The sequence below is a fragment of the Pseudoduganella ginsengisoli genome (assembly GCF_009720865.1).
Classification (GTDB): Bacteria; Pseudomonadota; Gammaproteobacteria; order Burkholderiales; family Burkholderiaceae_D; genus Rugamonas; species Rugamonas ginsengisoli.
Map to the genome: position 1 here is coordinate 22,389 of NZ_WNLA01000026.1, position 14,400 is coordinate 36,788.

Annotated in this window: 17 protein-coding genes and 2 tRNA genes; 7 read left to right on the plus strand and 12 right to left on the minus strand. The window is 61.9% G+C overall.

The window, feature by feature from the left end; genetic code table 11:
- Positions 1–4: 4 nt before the first annotated feature.
- The 4 genes from GM668_RS26040 (at position 5) to GM668_RS26055 (ending at position 1,736) form a co-directional block, all read left to right on the plus strand.
- Positions 5–1,207 (plus strand): amino acid aminotransferase, encoded by a 1,203-nt coding sequence (locus GM668_RS26040; protein WP_155441898.1) that lies wholly within the window; start codon positions 5–7, stop codon positions 1,205–1,207.
- A gap of 32 nt (positions 1,208–1,239) precedes the next feature.
- Positions 1,240–1,315: transfer RNA gene (locus GM668_RS26045), tRNA-Asn, on the plus strand.
- Between the two features lie 24 nt (positions 1,316–1,339).
- Positions 1,340–1,415: transfer RNA gene (locus tag GM668_RS26050), tRNA-Asn, on the plus strand.
- Between the two features lie 72 nt (positions 1,416–1,487).
- On the plus strand, positions 1,488–1,736 hold the full coding sequence (locus GM668_RS26055; RefSeq protein WP_155441899.1) for a hypothetical protein: 249 nt from the start codon (positions 1,488–1,490) through the stop codon (positions 1,734–1,736).
- 44 nt (positions 1,737–1,780) lie between these two features.
- Here the strand turns inward: GM668_RS26055 and GM668_RS26060 are convergent, their stop codons facing one another.
- From GM668_RS26060 to GM668_RS26090, 7 genes are all read right to left on the minus strand, one after another.
- The gene (locus GM668_RS26060; RefSeq protein ID WP_155441900.1) at positions 1,781–2,110 is read right to left on the minus strand and encodes a DUF2322 family protein; all 330 of its coding nucleotides are present in this window, start codon (positions 2,108–2,110) and stop codon (positions 1,781–1,783) included.
- Between the two features lie 43 nt (positions 2,111–2,153).
- Complete coding sequence (locus GM668_RS26065; protein ID WP_155441901.1) at positions 2,154–2,666, minus strand: hypothetical protein; 513 nt, start codon at positions 2,664–2,666, stop codon at positions 2,154–2,156.
- A gap of 3 nt (positions 2,667–2,669) precedes the next feature.
- Positions 2,670–3,479: an FAD:protein FMN transferase gene (locus GM668_RS26070; RefSeq protein WP_155441902.1), complete on the minus strand. Its 810-nt coding sequence runs from the start codon at positions 3,477–3,479 to the stop codon at positions 2,670–2,672.
- A gap of 1 nt (position 3,480) precedes the next feature.
- The gene (locus tag GM668_RS26075) at positions 3,481–4,023 is read right to left on the minus strand and encodes an FMN-binding protein (protein WP_155441903.1); all 543 of its coding nucleotides are present in this window, start codon (positions 4,021–4,023) and stop codon (positions 3,481–3,483) included.
- Positions 4,024–4,035: 12 nt separating this feature from the next.
- Entirely contained in the window at positions 4,036–4,926 is an 891-nt protein-coding gene (locus GM668_RS26080; protein WP_155441904.1) for a DUF6662 family protein, read from the minus strand.
- Between the two features lie 100 nt (positions 4,927–5,026).
- On the minus strand, positions 5,027–5,848 hold the full coding sequence (locus GM668_RS26085) for a hypothetical protein (RefSeq protein ID WP_155441905.1): 822 nt from the start codon (positions 5,846–5,848) through the stop codon (positions 5,027–5,029).
- A gap of 60 nt (positions 5,849–5,908) precedes the next feature.
- Positions 5,909–6,298, minus strand: coding sequence for an ASCH domain-containing protein (locus GM668_RS26090; RefSeq protein WP_155441906.1), 390 nt, complete (start codon positions 6,296–6,298; stop codon positions 5,909–5,911).
- A gap of 225 nt (positions 6,299–6,523) precedes the next feature.
- Between GM668_RS26090 and GM668_RS26095 the strand changes: the two genes are divergently transcribed.
- The 3 genes from GM668_RS26095 to GM668_RS26105 all read left to right on the plus strand — a co-directional run bounded on the left by GM668_RS26095 (position 6,524) and on the right by GM668_RS26105 (position 9,895).
- Positions 6,524–7,885 carry an HD-GYP domain-containing protein gene (locus GM668_RS26095; protein WP_170305841.1) on the plus strand — a complete coding sequence of 454 codons (1,362 nt, stop codon included), beginning with the start codon at positions 6,524–6,526 and terminating at the stop codon, positions 7,883–7,885.
- Positions 7,886–8,025: 140 nt separating this feature from the next.
- Positions 8,026–9,093, plus strand: coding sequence for a sensor histidine kinase (locus GM668_RS26100; protein WP_155441908.1), 1,068 nt, complete (start codon positions 8,026–8,028; stop codon positions 9,091–9,093).
- A gap of 16 nt (positions 9,094–9,109) precedes the next feature.
- The gene (locus GM668_RS26105; protein ID WP_155441909.1) at positions 9,110–9,895 is read left to right on the plus strand and encodes a LytR/AlgR family response regulator transcription factor; all 786 of its coding nucleotides are present in this window, start codon (positions 9,110–9,112) and stop codon (positions 9,893–9,895) included.
- A 123-nt stretch (positions 9,896–10,018) separates the two neighbouring features.
- Here GM668_RS26105 and GM668_RS26110 read toward each other — a convergent pair whose 3' ends face one another.
- The 5 genes from GM668_RS26110 to GM668_RS26130 are packed head-to-tail and all read right to left on the minus strand — an operon-like array spanning position 10,019 to position 14,344.
- The gene (locus GM668_RS26110; protein ID WP_155441910.1) at positions 10,019–11,032 is read right to left on the minus strand and encodes a hypothetical protein; all 1,014 of its coding nucleotides are present in this window, start codon (positions 11,030–11,032) and stop codon (positions 10,019–10,021) included.
- Positions 11,029–11,769 (minus strand): outer membrane lipoprotein-sorting protein, encoded by a 741-nt coding sequence (locus GM668_RS26115; RefSeq protein ID WP_155441911.1) that lies wholly within the window; start codon positions 11,767–11,769, stop codon positions 11,029–11,031. Before GM668_RS26115 ends, GM668_RS26110 begins: the two co-directional genes overlap by 4 nt.
- On the minus strand, positions 11,762–12,994 hold the full coding sequence (locus tag GM668_RS26120) for an ABC transporter permease (protein ID WP_155441912.1): 1,233 nt from the start codon (positions 12,992–12,994) through the stop codon (positions 11,762–11,764). Before GM668_RS26120 ends, GM668_RS26115 begins: the two co-directional genes overlap by 8 nt.
- On the minus strand, positions 12,984–13,688 hold the full coding sequence (locus tag GM668_RS26125) for an ABC transporter ATP-binding protein (protein ID WP_371868783.1): 705 nt from the start codon (positions 13,686–13,688) through the stop codon (positions 12,984–12,986). The genes GM668_RS26120 and GM668_RS26125 overlap by 11 nt, the downstream gene beginning before the upstream one ends.
- On the minus strand, positions 13,685–14,344 hold the full coding sequence (locus GM668_RS26130; RefSeq protein ID WP_155441913.1) for a hypothetical protein: 660 nt from the start codon (positions 14,342–14,344) through the stop codon (positions 13,685–13,687). The genes GM668_RS26125 and GM668_RS26130 overlap by 4 nt, the downstream gene beginning before the upstream one ends.
- Between the last annotated feature and the right edge of the window lie 56 nt (positions 14,345–14,400).

Consider the following 14,400-nt stretch of genomic DNA (forward strand, 5'->3'; position numbering starts at 1 on the left):
TATCATGACGACTTCTTCCGTTTTCAGCGCCATCGAGATGGCTCCGCGCGACCCGATCCTCGGCATCACCGAGGCCTTCAATGCAGACACCAACCCAGCCAAAATCAACCTGGGCGTGGGTGTCTATTATGACGACAACGGCAAAGTGCCGCTGCTCGCCTGCGTGCAGAAAGCTGAAGCGATTCTGATTGAACAAGCTGCGCCGCGCACCTACCTGCCAATCGAAGGTCTGGCGACCTACGACAAGGCAGTGCAAGAGCTGGTATTTGGCGCCGACAGCGCGGTAATTCAAGAGAAGCGTGCCGTCACCGTGCAAGCCATCGGCGGCACCGGCGCCCTGAAAATCGGCGCGGACTTCCTGCAGCGTTTCGCTCCAGGCGCGCAAGTGTACATTTCCGACCCAAGCTGGGAAAACCACCGCGCGCTGTTTGAAAGCGCTGGTTTCAAAGTCAACAACTACACGTACTACGATCCAAGCACCGCCGGCGTGAACTTCGCCGGCATGCTGGCTGACCTGAAGGCCATGCCGGCCGGTTCCGTCGTGCTGCTGCACGCGTGCTGCCACAACCCGACCGGCGCCGACCTGGACGCCGACCAGTGGGGCCAGATTATTTCCGTCATCACTGCCAACGGCCTGATTCCATTCCTGGACATGGCTTACCAGGGCTTCGGCGCTGGTATCGCAGAAGACGGCGCCGTGGTACGCCGCTTCGCTGACGCCGGCGGCCCGCTGCTGATCTCGAACTCGTTCTCGAAATCGTTCTCGCTGTACGGCGAGCGCGTGGGCGCGCTGTCCGTGGTGGCTTCGTCGGCGGAAGAAGCTGCCCGCCTGCTGTCGCAATTGAAGCGCGTCGTGCGCACCAACTACTCGAACCCGCCAGTGCACGGCGGCAAGGTTGTATCGACCGTGCTGACCACCCCGGAACTGCGCCAGCTGTGGGAAGATGAACTGGCTGCGATGCGCGTGCGCATCAAGGAAATGCGCAATGCGTTCGTCCAGAAGCTGAAACAAAAAGCCCCGTCGAAAGATTTCGAATTCGTCAACAAGCAAGTTGGCATGTTCTCCTACTCGGGCCTGACCAAGGCGCAAGTGGAAGCGCTGCGCGCGGAATCGATCTACGCGGTTGATACCGGCCGTATCTGCGTGGCGGCCCTGAATTCGAAGAACATCGACAAGGTGGTTGACGCTATCGCCAAGGTGCTCTAAAATCTTTGTCTTCGGATGTTTCTGAAGACTAATCCCTGATAGCTCAGTCGGTAGAGCGACGGACTGTTAATCCGCAGGTCCCTGGTTCGAGTCCAGGTCGGGGAGCCAAAAGTCTTGAGTAACAACCTCTAATCCCTGATAGCTCAGTCGGTAGAGCGACGGACTGTTAATCCGCAGGTCCCTGGTTCGAGTCCAGGTCGGGGAGCCAGAATCTTCAGCATGAAGCCCAGCCCACATGGCTGGGCTTTTTGCATTCCGCCTTCCTTCTCAAGTGACCCACATGGACAATATCGATCAGCGTTACCTCGTACAGCAAAATAAAATCAGCGATGGCGAGAAAAAGCCGCCGGTGTTTGCCCGGGTCATGCGCAGCAAGGAAGGCGTGTTTGAAGGCGTGTCCTTTATCAAAAACAAGGAAAAGGCCACAGTGATGACGATGGCCGAAGCGGAAGAGGCAATTGCCTGGGCCACGAAAAAGAAATCCGGCGCCAAGGATTATGTGACCAAAATTATTTGCGTTGGCCAGTAATGCAAAAAGCCCAACTTTTAATGGTTGGGCTTTGGTATTTCCCGTTACAGACCTTTGACTTGCAGGGTCTGCTCTGCCGTTTTAATGTTGAACAGGCGGTCAATGTTCGGATGTTTGCCCGGGTTGGCAATGGCGTCCTGCGTGTGTTCCGCATAAATCTTCACGCCCAGCGCTGCTGCTTCCGGGGTAATCGCGCCCAGCGTTTGCGCCAGCCACGCATACACGCGCAGCGAGCCGGCCTGGCCCGGCTTATTTTCAATCTTGGCGACCGAAGTACCGGACTGGTCGATCAGTTCGATGGCGGGCACTGTATCCAAAACAGGAAGCAGGGACAGGTTGTCGGAAAATTTGTCGCTAAAGTTTGGAAGCTGCATAAGGACTCTTGCCAGTCTTAATTTGGTTAAAACCCGTATTTTGTCACATATTGCGCTTTGCCTGCTGCCTGCCACCGGTGCCGTTCTTCGCAGCAAATGGTACGACGCTGTGCGCCGCGACCGCATGCTGCGCCTTCCGGCGGCCTTTCAACCAGTGCCAGATAAACGGCGGCGCCAGCGCAACGCCCAGTCCCAGGTGCGTCAACGCCGTCAGCGGACCCAGGCCGTCATCGCCAAGGTAATAAATACCGACGGCGGTGAAGCACAGCAGCACCATATTGGCGGCCAGCAGCGCGCCGCTGACCCGCTGCTTTTTCTTGCGCCAGCCGGCCCGCATATGCACGCTCCACAACGAGCCGATGAATGCCGCCGCGATAAAGGCGGCAGTGGCGTGCAAGGCGGCCGTGACTATGCGGGCTGTGCCGGAAACGCGCCAGGGGACATCGATCTCGCCTTTGAGGAACAGCGTTTCAGGCGCCAGCAGCAGCCCGCTCAAGAACAGGAACAACAGGGCTGCCAGCAGCGCCCGCAAATAGTGTTTGGGATAGCCCTTCATGATTCAATGTGGAGTTGGAAAGCCAGGCAGATAACCGCCTAAACCCAAGACTGTAGCATGCCGCATGTCAGCCGGCGTGACTGCGGCGACTTTGGCCAGTGCATCGGCGCGCCATGCGGACCGGGCGATCACGGTGTGCACGCCCGCATGCGCCGTGGCGCCGTCCGGTGCGATCACGAGGGCAGGGAAGCTGTCATCGCGCTGCGAGGCCACCAGCGACGTGGCGACAGCCGCGTTGCGCAGCTGGCCCAGCTGCACGATGCGCCCGTCCGGTTCGCGCCGCGATACCGGCAGCGCCAGTTCGCCATACACGCGCAAATCGCCGCCGGCATTGACCCAGCCTGCGGGCGCACCGGCGCGGCGCAGCGCCTGGATACCGGCATCGACCGCATAGCCTTTGGCGATGCCATCGAGCGTCAGGCGCAGCGGACGGCGCAGGCGCACGGCGCCGGGCGCCAGTTCAATGTCGTCGGCGCAGCCGCGCGGCAGCGGGGCGGGGCCGCCATGGTCCGGCAATACACCGGCCATGACCAGATGGCCGCCGACGGTGATATCAAAGCGGCCTTGCGTGCACCGCATCAGTGCGCGCGCCAGCACCAGCAGCCGCACGGTCGCCCGGCTGGCCGGTACGAACGCACCGTTGCCGGCGTTAATGCGGGACAGTTCGCTGGCGCTGTCCTGGAAACTCCACCGCTGCTGGGCCGCTGCGATGGCGGCGAACGCCGCCTGGATCGCCTTCTCGGCGCCAGCGCCGACAGCGGCCGCCTCGACAAAGGTGCCCAGCAGCGGCCGCATGCGGCGCACCGTTTCCATGTCAAGCCTTGCGCAGGTAAAGCTGGTGTATCGTCAGCAAGCGCTTGACGCCATCCGTGACATTGCGGCACGACAGCGTCGCGCCACTGATGTTCTGGATGTCCTGGTCCAGCTTGAAGGGATCGGCCAGCGTCTTGCCAACGAACTGCTTGCGCCAGCCCGCTTCACGGATTTGGCCGCCATGGGTTTCACGGTAGCTCAGCACTTCGACACCCAGCACGCGGCCGTCCGGCGAGATAGCTGTTGCATACGTGATGAACTCGTGCTTGCCGACCACTTCATCGACGATCAGCCAGCCCTCGAGTTTGCCATCCTTGTCAGCGCGCCAGACTTTTTGTTCATCCCAGCGCTGGCGCAGGCCGGAGGCGGCCTTGATGCGGTCGCGCTGGTCTGCCGACAGTTTCAGCGCATGGTCCGTCATCTGTGCACCCGGGAACATCTGCGCCTGGGCCTGGGCCACGGTCAGGTAGTCCGCCGCATAGCCGCTGGGGGCGGCAAGGGCCGCCACGGGAATAAAAAAGGCGCTCCAGTCGCGCATACTCATGGTGGACTCGCTTTAAAAGTTATAGCCAATCTTGACACGGATTTCATTCTTGGTTTTTTCAATCAAGTGCAGGCGCGTATTGGTCTGCCCCTCGTATTGCTCGCCGCCGCCGCGCAACTGGTGGAAGTAAGTGACCGTGGCCCACCATTGCTTGCCGCCATAGTGCAGCGACGGACCGGCAAATGCGGACCAGCGCTCCAGGCCCACTTCCGTTTCATATTCGTGTTCCAGCATGGCTTCGCAGCCGATGTACCAGCCGGGCGCAAAGCGGTACGACAGCCCGGTACCCAGCTTGGTGGAAATCTCCATTTCAGGTTCGGTCGGCCAGTCAAAGCCTTCCGGCAAGCCGGCGATCGGCGCGCGTTTTTCATGCGCGGCGCGCAGGCCGATATTGCCGACCCATGTCAATTCCCCCTCCATGAAGTATTTTTGCGCCTGCAACTGCGCTTCTACTTCGAATTCGCGCTTCTTCTGGCCGGAATGCACATCCAGGCGGCCGTATTCAATCGACATGTAGCCGGACAGGCCGAAGTCATCCTTGGCCGGGCTGAGGAAATTGTATTTGGCCGCCACTTCCACGCCTTGCAGGCGCAGGCCGTTGTGTTTTTCTTTCGGCAGATAGCCATCGATGGTCAGGCCGCTGGTATGGAGCGCCAGGCCATTGAGTTCAGCCGATACTTGGAAGCGGTCAGTGACGCCGTATTCGATTTCCGTTTTGCTATCAGTGGCGCGGTAATGGCCGGCGCCTTTATCGGAGCGCTGCGTGAACCACTGGTAAAACTCGGCTTGGCCTTTCGGTAATACTTCGGCGCCGCGCACGTAACCAAACAGGTTTTCGTCAGCGTGGGCGGAAGAGGCGAGAGTGAGCAGGGCGAGGCAAACCAGCGTACGGCGGAAAGTCATGGTGCAGTCCAGTAGGGAGTGTAAAGGTGATCATTATAAATGAGACTGATTCGCATTATCAATCTTGGTGACACACTCGCATGCCGAACTGTTTTGCCGCTTACCGCACGATGCCGTAGGGCTGTAGCCGGGGAATCCAATGCTGTTCAAAAATCCGCTTGAACCCTGCACTGGTAGGATGCAGCTCGTTGGTCCAGTCTGATTTGTAAGCTGGATCGGGATAGTGCCGCAATGTCCCCCGGCTATCGATGTAATGCACTTCATTGCCCGGCACATCAAATGGCGCCAGCGCTTCCACGTTCAAGCGGTCAATCAAGATCCGCATGATGCCGCAGCGCAGCGGCATGTCTTGCGGAACGTTACGGGCATTCATGGCTTTGGCCAGCCATGGCCCGGTCTGGACCGGCCCTAATTTGAATCCCCGGTTATCCGGCGTCGGGTAGTCATAGCCATGGACGAAGATGGGCCGGGTGACGTCATCGTCGCGGTATGCCCAGCGGATATTGTGGATCAGTGCGCCCAGCGCTTCCGACACCCTGCGCAGCAATTCATCGGCGCCTTGCGGATCAAGGCAGTCCGCTGCCGACGCTGCTCCGGTGCAGTCCGGCTTCAGCGCCAACTGGTAGTCCACCGCATCATTGCCGGCGCCGCTGATATAAAACTCGGAAAAATCATTGAAGTTCGGCGACAGCCAGTGCCGCACTTGTCCTGCATAGCGTCCCGCGCCCACATAATCCTGCAATTGCGCGCCCAGATAGCCGACCAGCCGCACGTTGGCGTGGTCGACGGACGTACGTTTGTGGCGGACGAGGGTTTCCAGCAAATTCGTGTTCGGGTACCAGAACCACGAATCGCCAATGGCCAGCGCCGAGCAAAACTCGCCTGGTTCATCCTGGTCGCCCGGATAGTAGACTTTACCCATTCAGCCTCCTGTAGAAAGGCTCACAGGTTAGCTGATCCGTACCACCGGCCCCCGCACGGTTCAGCTTTTCTTGTACGCGCCCAGGAATTCCACGACCTTGAATTGCTCGCACACCAGCTTCATGGCCGGCGTAAATCCGCCGTTGCGGGCAAAGTGGCGCGAATGGGAAATGCGCCACGCGTCGAGCGACGGCTCGCCCTCGGCGCGGGCAAATTCTTCCGTCACTTCATCGAAACGGCACGTGGTGACTGCCACGGTTTCCACGGTGCAGGCCGGGACGCCGTCGCCATCGAGCACGACGTCGCGTTTGCCCGGTTCCGGGATCGGGGTGCCGGCGGCAGTCAATTTTGCCAGCGGCATGCAGGTCGCGGTTTTTCTGCCGGCCAGGACCAGCAGCAGCATGTCTTCAGCCAGCATGGCCGATGCGCATTGAGACGAGGTATTCGGCATGGTGAAACCTCTGGGAGTCGGATGTTCCATTGTAGCGTTGCTTGAGCAAAAGGCAATCTTTTGCAACGCCCTGCGAGCCTGCAAGCATGTCACGGGCTATGACGTCATGGTATCCGTAATTTTCGATAATTGCTATGTGGAAATTTAAATTGCCGTACGGAAATGAAAGGTGCTATCATAGTGATAGTTAATTGGTTTTCCGTCCACTTCGCCGAGGCCGCTGCAATGTCTGCCCTGAACGCACTTCCCGTCAACAAGCATTACCTCGGCAAGGTCATGGACGTGGCCGAGACGATGGCGGTGGAAGTCATAGTCGACATCCTCGACGTGCGCGGCATGAAGCTGGTGGCCAAGGGCGCCAGGGTCACGCGCGCGCTGCAGGAAAAGCTCATCATGCACAAGCTCAAACGCCCGTTCGAGAGCTGCGTACGGGTGCGGGACGGCGTCGATGCCAATGCCATCGTGACGATAGCCACGCGCCTGATCGATACCAGCGCGCCCGTTGCCCACATCTTGCGCGCCACCAGCACGGGCGGCTCGTCCGCGCTGGCGCACTTGTCGCGCATGGAGTTCGGCAATGCGCTGTCGCTGATGCTGACCGTCTCTGAACGCAATGGCGCCAATGCGCTGGAACACGCGGTCCTGGTCAGCCTGCTGTCGATTTGCATGGCCAAGAAACTGGGGCTGCGCGAAGACGACGTCACCATCGCGGGCCTGGCCGGGCTGCTGCACGATATCGGCGAATTGTATATCGACCCGGCGTATCTGGCGCGCGGCAAGCGCTTGCTGCCGCACGAATGGTCGCACATTGTCGTGCACCCGCGCATCGGCCAGATGCTGATCGATGAACTGGGCGGTTATCCGGCCGCCGTGGGGCGCGCGGTGGCGGAACACCACGAACGCTATGACGGCACCGGTTACCCGCGCCAGATTTCCGGCAACCAGATCAGCGCTGCGGGGCAGGCGGTGTCGGTGGCGGAAATGATTGCCGGTGTGCTGCTGAAAGACCATCCGCTGCAGCGCGCCGAACTGGCATTGAAAATCATCCCCGGCGAACATTCGCATGATTTGCTGTCCGCGATTTCCGGCGCGCTGCGTATCGCCGGGCCGGAGCAGGGCGGCGACGTGCGCGCGCAGGGCGGGGAAAGCGTGGAGCGCCTGTTCTGGCGCATTTCAACCATCCTGGAAATCGGCAAGAACCTGCTGGACGGTCCCGCCGCGAAATCGCCCACCACGCGCCAGCTGCTGGACGCCACGTTGACCCGCGTGCGCCACATCCAGCGCGCCTTCATCAGCACGGGGCTGGACGTCTACGTGCGCCAGCAGCCCGGGTTCAATGGCGGCTGCGATGCCTTGCTGTTTGAGCGCGAAGTGGCGTGCCGCGAATTGCAATGGCGGCTGCGCGACATTGCGCGCGACATGGCGCTGCATACGGCGACGCCCGATGAAAAAGTCGTGCTGGCGCCGCTGGTGCGCATGCTCGATGACGACCGGTCAATGGCTGCGCCCGCGCCTGTGCAGTCCGCGCAGCCGAAATTGTTCATGCCATCCACCACTATTGCCAGCGTGCGCCGCTACGGTACCTGACGCACTGTGGCCGGCCCAGTGGCCGCGTTTCACTCCTGCCGGACGCGGTTTCGCGCCATCACGCAACGGTTTCGTCGTATACAGGTTGCCTTAAAGGTAACGGCACGAGAGAATGCGGCATCCTTTCATCCGTGCGCCTTATGATTGCCCAGAAGTTATCCCGTTTCCCGTTCCTCCGCATGGCGCGCGATTTCCGCTATGCCATGGTGTTCAATGTGGCCTGCGCGCTGGTGGTCACATATGTGCTGAAATCGGATGGCAACTTTTGGAGCAGCCTGGTGATTTCGACTTGCATCGGCACCACGGCCTTCCTGTTGATCGACGGCATCCGGCTGGCAGTGTGGGGCGAAGACGGCGATCCGAACTGGGTGGTGTTTGGCTTGATCATTGCCGCCGTTGCACCGGTGGCGCAAATGGCCGGCGGCTGGCTGGCGGGACAATTCCTCGGCTATCGGTTGCATGGCTTGTTTTCCTTTACCAGTTCCAGCGCCATCAGCAGCCTGACGATCACGCTGATCGCCGCCGCTGCCGCATCGGTATTCTTTGCGCACCGTGAAAAAGTCATGCGCGCGGAAGCGGAGCTGGCGCAGGAAAAAGCCCGCACGGAAACCGTGGCGCGCCAGGCGCTGCAAGCGCAATTGCAGTCGCTGCAGGCGCAAATCGAGCCGCACATGCTGTTCAACACACTGGCCAACCTGCAGGGCCTGATTGCCATCGACCCGCCCCGCGCCCAGCAAATGCTGGACTTGCTGATTCAATACCTGCGCGCCACGCTGACGTCGTCGCGCGCCAGCAGCAATACCCTGGAACAGGAATTCGCGCTGATGGAGGCGTATCTCGGCCTGATGCAAATCCGCATGGGCGAGCGCCTCAGTTATTCGTTTGACTTGCCGCCGGCGCTGCGCGCCCATGAAGTGCCGCCCATGCTGTTGCAGCCGCTGGTGGAAAACGCCATTGCGCACGGGCTGGAGCCAAAGATCGAAGGCGGCCACATCGCTGTCGGCGCCGCGCTGCGCGATGGTGTGCTGGCGCTGACGGTGCAGGATACGGGCCGCGGCCCGGAAGCCGGTCCTGGCAAGAAAGGCACGCATGTCGGCCTGGCCAATACGCGCGAACGCTTGCGCGCCCTATATGGCGACAACGCCAGTCTTACCCTGGAACCAGCGCAGCCTGAGGGCGCGCTGGCCCGAATTACTTTACCTGTCTGATTCCTGCCTGATTCTTATGACCCTGCAAGCCATCATTGCCGAAGACGAAGCTATTCTCGCCGCCACCCTGGCCCATGCTTTGAGCCGCCTGTGGCCGGAGTTGCACATTGCCGCGACCTGTCCGCATGGCGTGGCCGCCGTGGAGAAAACGCTGGCGCTGCGTCCCGACGTGCTGTTCCTGGATATCAAAATGCCCGGCAAGACCGGGCTGGAAGCTGCGGAAGAATTATCGGAGCTGTGGGAAGGGGATAAACCGTTTCCGCAAATCGTGTTTGTCACGGCCTATGACGACTATGCGGTGCAAGCGTTTGAGCGCGAAGCAGCTGATTATGTGCTCAAGCCGGTCAGCGATGCGCGTCTGGCGCGGACGGTGGAGCGCCTGAAGGCGCGGCTGGCAGTCAAGGCGCCCCGTGGCGGGCTGGAAGATTTGCTGGGGCAGATGCGGGCGCTGATGCCGGCATTGCCGGCCGCGCCGGAGCGCCTGTCGGTGGTGCGCGCCGCGGTCGGCAACCAGGTCAAAATGATCCCCATTGGCGACGTCGTGTATTTTGAAGCGCTGGATAAATACGTCAACGTCGTCACGCACGATGGTGAAGCGCTGATCCGCACCAGCCTGAAGGAATTGCTGCCGCAGCTGGACGATAAAGTGTTCTGGCAAGTGCATCGCGGCACGATCGTGAATTCCACGTGCGTGCTGTCGGCGGTGAAGGATGAGGCGGGGAAGCTGGCGTTGAACATGCGCGGGCGCAGCGACAAGGTGCGCGTGAGCCCTTTGTATGCGCATTTGTTCCGGCAGATGTGACGCCAGCAGGGCGGCCAACGTTTCAACGTCCGCGCCGCAAACTCCGTAGGGTGGGTTTTACAAACCCGCCATGTTTGCGCCGCGTTGGCGCACGCACGGCGGATTTGAAAAATCCGCCCTACGTCAAAACGCATACTGCACGTTGGCCACCATCACGTTGCGGGCAACATAGCTGGCGGCGCCACTGTAATGCCGCAAACTGGCGCTCACCAGCCAGGGCGACGCATTCCATGCCGCCCCCACTGAAGCAATCCTGCTTCCTCCATTAGCCCCCTGGCGCACCTGCCACAGCACATCCGCCGCCACTTCCAGGTCGCCGCTGGTCTGCGCCGCCCGCAGCAGCGCATTCCGCTGCCGCCCCCGCGCGGCAGTACGGTCCACCCACGCTTCTCCCAGCACGGCAAACTTGCTCTCCGTCGTCCACGTGAAGCCCGCCAGCGCCTTGCCGCCGCCATCGAAGCGCTGCCACCGTGGCGGCGCCGTGCGGCTGATTACCCACTCGTCATGCCGCTGCTGCAGCAGCACGGAGCCATGCACCTCCATTTCATCGCTGGCCACGTGGGAGAACGACACACCGCCTTCCACGCCATTGCGCTGTGACGCGCGCAGCACCGCATACTGGTCGGTGGAGCCTTGTTGGCGGTACAGCCGCACAGCCAGCGCGCCATCGCCTTTCGGCTGGTCACGCTTACCGTGCCCCGGATTGGTCCACACCACGGTGATGGCGCGGCTGTCGTCAAATGCTTCCCATGCCACCATGGGCACGCCTTCCAGCGTGACGGGATTCAAGGCGCGCCGGTCTTCCTGCTGCACCACATCCAGCGGCCGGAATGCATAGCCGACATCCCAGCTCATGACTTTCTTGCCCACCGTGGCAAAACCGCCGCCCAGCGGGCGCTCCAGCGACAATTCATTCACGCGCAGCAGGTCGCCATCGCGGGTATCGTGCCGCGCCGTGAAAACGCCACGCAGCATATCGCGCTGCCAGCGCAGCTCACCCATGCCGAAACTGTGCGTGGCGCTGCCCAGCGCAGTTTCGACGGACTCGGTTTGCGCCCGCAGGTATAGGGCCGTGCTGTCGTCAGCCAGCGCCGCCTGAGACAACACCAGCAGCGCGCAAGGGATCAAAGACTTCATTGGACGTTGTTTTCGCTTCGGCTTAAATACATGGGATTGAACAGCTCATCGCCAAACTGGCGCGGCTTGCGGCTGACCGTTGCCACCAGCGTGACCCTGTTCGACTGCACTTCATCGACCAGCTTCATTTCCGTGACAGCAGGACGGCCATCGCGCTGTTCCACCTTGAAGTGCGCCTGCTTCAGCTTGCGGTCGGACGCTGCGTACAAGTCCGCATGCACGGGGCGGTAATCGCTTTTCGCCACTTGCAGCACGATGCGCTGGTAACTGAGCGACTTGCGCAGCGCCGTCAAATCCAGTTCCAGGCAAGGCATGCCGTCAACGTCCAGTTCCCGCACAACGGTACCCTGGTAATCGCCCGACCATGTCATGCTGGCGATATCGCCGGTCGATGCCTCGCCCAGCAGCTTTTGCATGGGCGTGATGCGCATCGGCCGCGCGCTACCGGGCGCCAGCAGCCAGAAGTCGTCGCCCGACATCAGCACCTTCAAGCCGATTTCGCCGGGCGTGCGCGCCAGCACGAGCGACTTGCCGCCCGGTTTGATCAACACTTGAAAACGCTTTTCCTTATCCGGCTTGCCGCCTTTGAAGGTTTGCACCAACGTTTCCACTTGCGACGACGCATCCGGCAAGCGGTAGCTGTCGGCTTTTTTCAAGATGGCTTCCGCATCCGGCGCGGACGCATAGGCCAGCGGAACGGCCAGCAGCAGGGCGGCCAAGGCAGGGAGCTTAAACATGGGACAGCGCCTCCACGACAGATTGATGGGCAGCCCGGCGGCTGACGATCCACGATGCGCAAGCCGACAGCAGCGCGACGGTGACAGCTGCACCGGCATACATGGGAATGGAAACCGCAACGGCCAGCGGATAGCCATCCGTGCGGCCCGGGGGCGGCGGCATTTGCACGCCGGCCACCAGCAGGAACAGCGCGACGCCGCCTGCCAGCGCCATGCCGGCCAGCGCACCGCCGGAACCCAGCGCCATGCCTTCCAGCGTAAACACCCGCATCACTTCGCCGGGCGTCGCACCCATGGCGCGCAAGGTGCCGATTTCACGGGTGCGTTCCAGGACGGCCATGGCCAGCGTATTGGTAATGGCGAACAGCACGATGACCAGCACAATCACGCCCAGGAAGCCGAAGATGCGGTCGTACAGGCTTTTCACGCTCAGGTAGAACATGGCTTGCTGCAGCCACGTGCGCACTTCCAGTTTGGCGCCGTGCTGCGCGCGCAATTGTTCGGCCACCGTATCGGACAGCGCCAGGTCTTTTAAATACACGCTGAGCGTGCTGACCTTTTGGGTTTGCAGCAGCGTTTGCGCCGTCGATAAATCCACCATGGCGAGGCGCTTGTCCACGTCGGCAATGCCGGTGCTGACCACGCCCGTCACCACCACGTCAGCGGCATTGAGCGCGCCGTTGACGGTGGTGGACATCAAGGTCAGGGCGCTGCCCGGCTGTGCGTTGAGGATTTTTGCCAGGCCCTTGCCGATCACGATGCCGGGTGCGGAACCGGGTATTTGCGCGTCCAGCAATTCGCCTGCTTCACGCTTCATGAACGGACCCTTGACGACAAATTCCTGCATGGCGTCGACACCGGTGCCGAGGAAGATTTCACTTTTGTCGCCATTGCTGATCAAGCCGGAAAACTGCAGGCGCGGCAGCACGCGCTTGACGTCTGGCCGCGCCATCAATTGCTGCGCGACGGCTTCTGGCTGTTCCAGGCCGTGTTCCAGCGGCAGGTTGTCGATGCCGTCAAATTGGCCGGGAGCGGCAACCACGAGGTGGCCCGTGTCGCGCGCACTGGCTTGCGCCAGCGATTCATACGTGTACAGCGCAAAGCCGCCGCCCAGCAGCGCAGCCGCCGTGCCGGTGGCTGTGATGGCAACCGTCACCAGCGACCGGCGGCGGTTGCGCATCGCGTTTTTCAGCGCCATCGACAGCCATTTGAATTTAGTGAACATGGCGTGCTCCTTCAACCAGGACGCCATCGGCGAGGCGCAGTGCGCGGTCGCAGTGGCCCAGCATGCGGTCGTCATGGGTGGCGACGAGGAACGTCGTGCCTTGCTGATGCGCCAGTTCGCGCATCAGGCTGACAATTTGCGCGGCCGTGACGGCGTCGAGGTTGGCCGTGGGTTCGTCGGCAATCACCAGTTGTGGGCGTTTGACGATGGCGCGGGCAATGGCCACGCGCTGGCGCTGGCCGCCGGACAGCTGGTCGGGACGGTGTTCTTCCAGGCCGCCCAGCCCGACCCGTTCCAGCGCCTCGTGCACGCGGCGGCGGCGCTCGGCGGCATCCACGCCCAGCAAATACAGGGGGAATTCCACGTTGTCATACGCATTCATGACGGGCACCAGGTTAAAACTCTGGAACACGAAGCCGATGGTCTGGCGCCGCAATTGCGTGCGGCGCACGTCGTCGGCGGCAGGCAAGGGTTCGCCGCCATACAGCAGCTCACCCTTGTCGGCGCGGTCCAGCAGGCCGCACAAGTTCAGCAAGGTGCTTTTGCCGCTGCCGGACGGACCCGTGACGGCGGCGATTTCACCCCGTACGACGGCCAGTTCCACGTCGCGCAGCGCGTGGATTGTGTTGCCGCCCAGCGTGAACGATTTGCTGATGCCGCGCAGCGACATCAATGGCTCGCCGGCGCGGCTCACAGGCCCAGCTCCTTCAGGCGGCTGGCGGCGTGCTGTCCTTCCGCCGTTTGCGGCGCCAGTTGCACCACTTGTTTCAGGTACGCGGCTTCCTCGGGTACGCGTTTGTCGGCGGCGGCGGTTTTTGCCGCCAGTGCATACAGGCGGGTGCGTACCGGTACTGGCGCCTGCTCGAACACGGGCGACTTCAGCGCGGCATCCAGCGCGCGCTTGCCGGCCGCGCGGCGGTTCATGAAGTCGGGCAGGGCCAGCAGGGTAGTGGCAGCCACCATGCGCGTCTCCACGCTTTCCGGCGTGCCGTGGAACAGGGCTTCGTCATGCGCCGGCGTCAGCTGCGCCAGCGCTTTTTCAATCGCATCGGCGCCATCTTCCGAATACTTCATCTTATTCCACGGCATCATCGCATCGCGCCCGGCCAGCGACGTGGCCGAACCAGCGTAAGCGGCCAGCAGCGGGTGGCCCGGATTGGCGGCCGCCATTTGCGTAAAGGTGCTGATGGCGGCATCGCGCGCCTTGCCGTCGCCGGCCACACCGGCCATGAATTGCTGGCGGGCTTCCGTAAAGCCTTGCGGTGCGACTTCCTGTGGCGCGGCATGGACAAAGGCGCTGAAGATGGCGGCGGCGCTGCCGAACAGCACTGCGAGGATGGCTGGTTTCATGGTGGTCTCCTTGGTGGGTTGATGGAGACAGCTTAGGAATGGCGGGGCGGGGCAGC

Excerpts from the sequence above, each read along its gene's own strand:
- GM668_RS26040 (WP_155441898.1), top strand. The coding sequence starts at position 5 with ATGACGACTTCTTCCGTTTTCAGCGCCATCGAGATGGCTCCGCGCGAC.
- GM668_RS26055 (WP_155441899.1), top strand. The coding sequence starts at position 1,488 with ATGGACAATATCGATCAGCGTTACCTCGTACAGCAAAATAAAATCAGC.
- GM668_RS26060 (WP_155441900.1), bottom strand. The coding sequence starts at position 2,110 with ATGCAGCTTCCAAACTTTAGCGACAAATTTTCCGACAACCTGTCCCTG.
- GM668_RS26065 (WP_155441901.1), bottom strand. The coding sequence starts at position 2,666 with ATGAAGGGCTATCCCAAACACTATTTGCGGGCGCTGCTGGCAGCCCTG.
- GM668_RS26070 (WP_155441902.1), bottom strand. The coding sequence starts at position 3,479 with ATGGAAACGGTGCGCCGCATGCGGCCGCTGCTGGGCACCTTTGTCGAG.
- GM668_RS26075 (WP_155441903.1), bottom strand. The coding sequence starts at position 4,023 with ATGAGTATGCGCGACTGGAGCGCCTTTTTTATTCCCGTGGCGGCCCTT.
- GM668_RS26080 (WP_155441904.1), bottom strand. The coding sequence starts at position 4,926 with ATGACTTTCCGCCGTACGCTGGTTTGCCTCGCCCTGCTCACTCTCGCC.
- GM668_RS26085 (WP_155441905.1), bottom strand. The coding sequence starts at position 5,848 with ATGGGTAAAGTCTACTATCCGGGCGACCAGGATGAACCAGGCGAGTTT.
- GM668_RS26090 (WP_155441906.1), bottom strand. The coding sequence starts at position 6,298 with ATGCCGAATACCTCGTCTCAATGCGCATCGGCCATGCTGGCTGAAGAC.
- GM668_RS26095 (WP_170305841.1), top strand. The coding sequence starts at position 6,524 with ATGTCTGCCCTGAACGCACTTCCCGTCAACAAGCATTACCTCGGCAAG.
- GM668_RS26100 (WP_155441908.1), top strand. The coding sequence starts at position 8,026 with ATGATTGCCCAGAAGTTATCCCGTTTCCCGTTCCTCCGCATGGCGCGC.
- GM668_RS26105 (WP_155441909.1), top strand. The coding sequence starts at position 9,110 with ATGACCCTGCAAGCCATCATTGCCGAAGACGAAGCTATTCTCGCCGCC.
- GM668_RS26110 (WP_155441910.1), bottom strand. The coding sequence starts at position 11,032 with ATGAAGTCTTTGATCCCTTGCGCGCTGCTGGTGTTGTCTCAGGCGGCG.
- GM668_RS26115 (WP_155441911.1), bottom strand. The coding sequence starts at position 11,769 with ATGTTTAAGCTCCCTGCCTTGGCCGCCCTGCTGCTGGCCGTTCCGCTG.
- GM668_RS26120 (WP_155441912.1), bottom strand. The coding sequence starts at position 12,994 with ATGTTCACTAAATTCAAATGGCTGTCGATGGCGCTGAAAAACGCGATG.
- GM668_RS26130 (WP_155441913.1), bottom strand. The coding sequence starts at position 14,344 with ATGAAACCAGCCATCCTCGCAGTGCTGTTCGGCAGCGCCGCCGCCATC.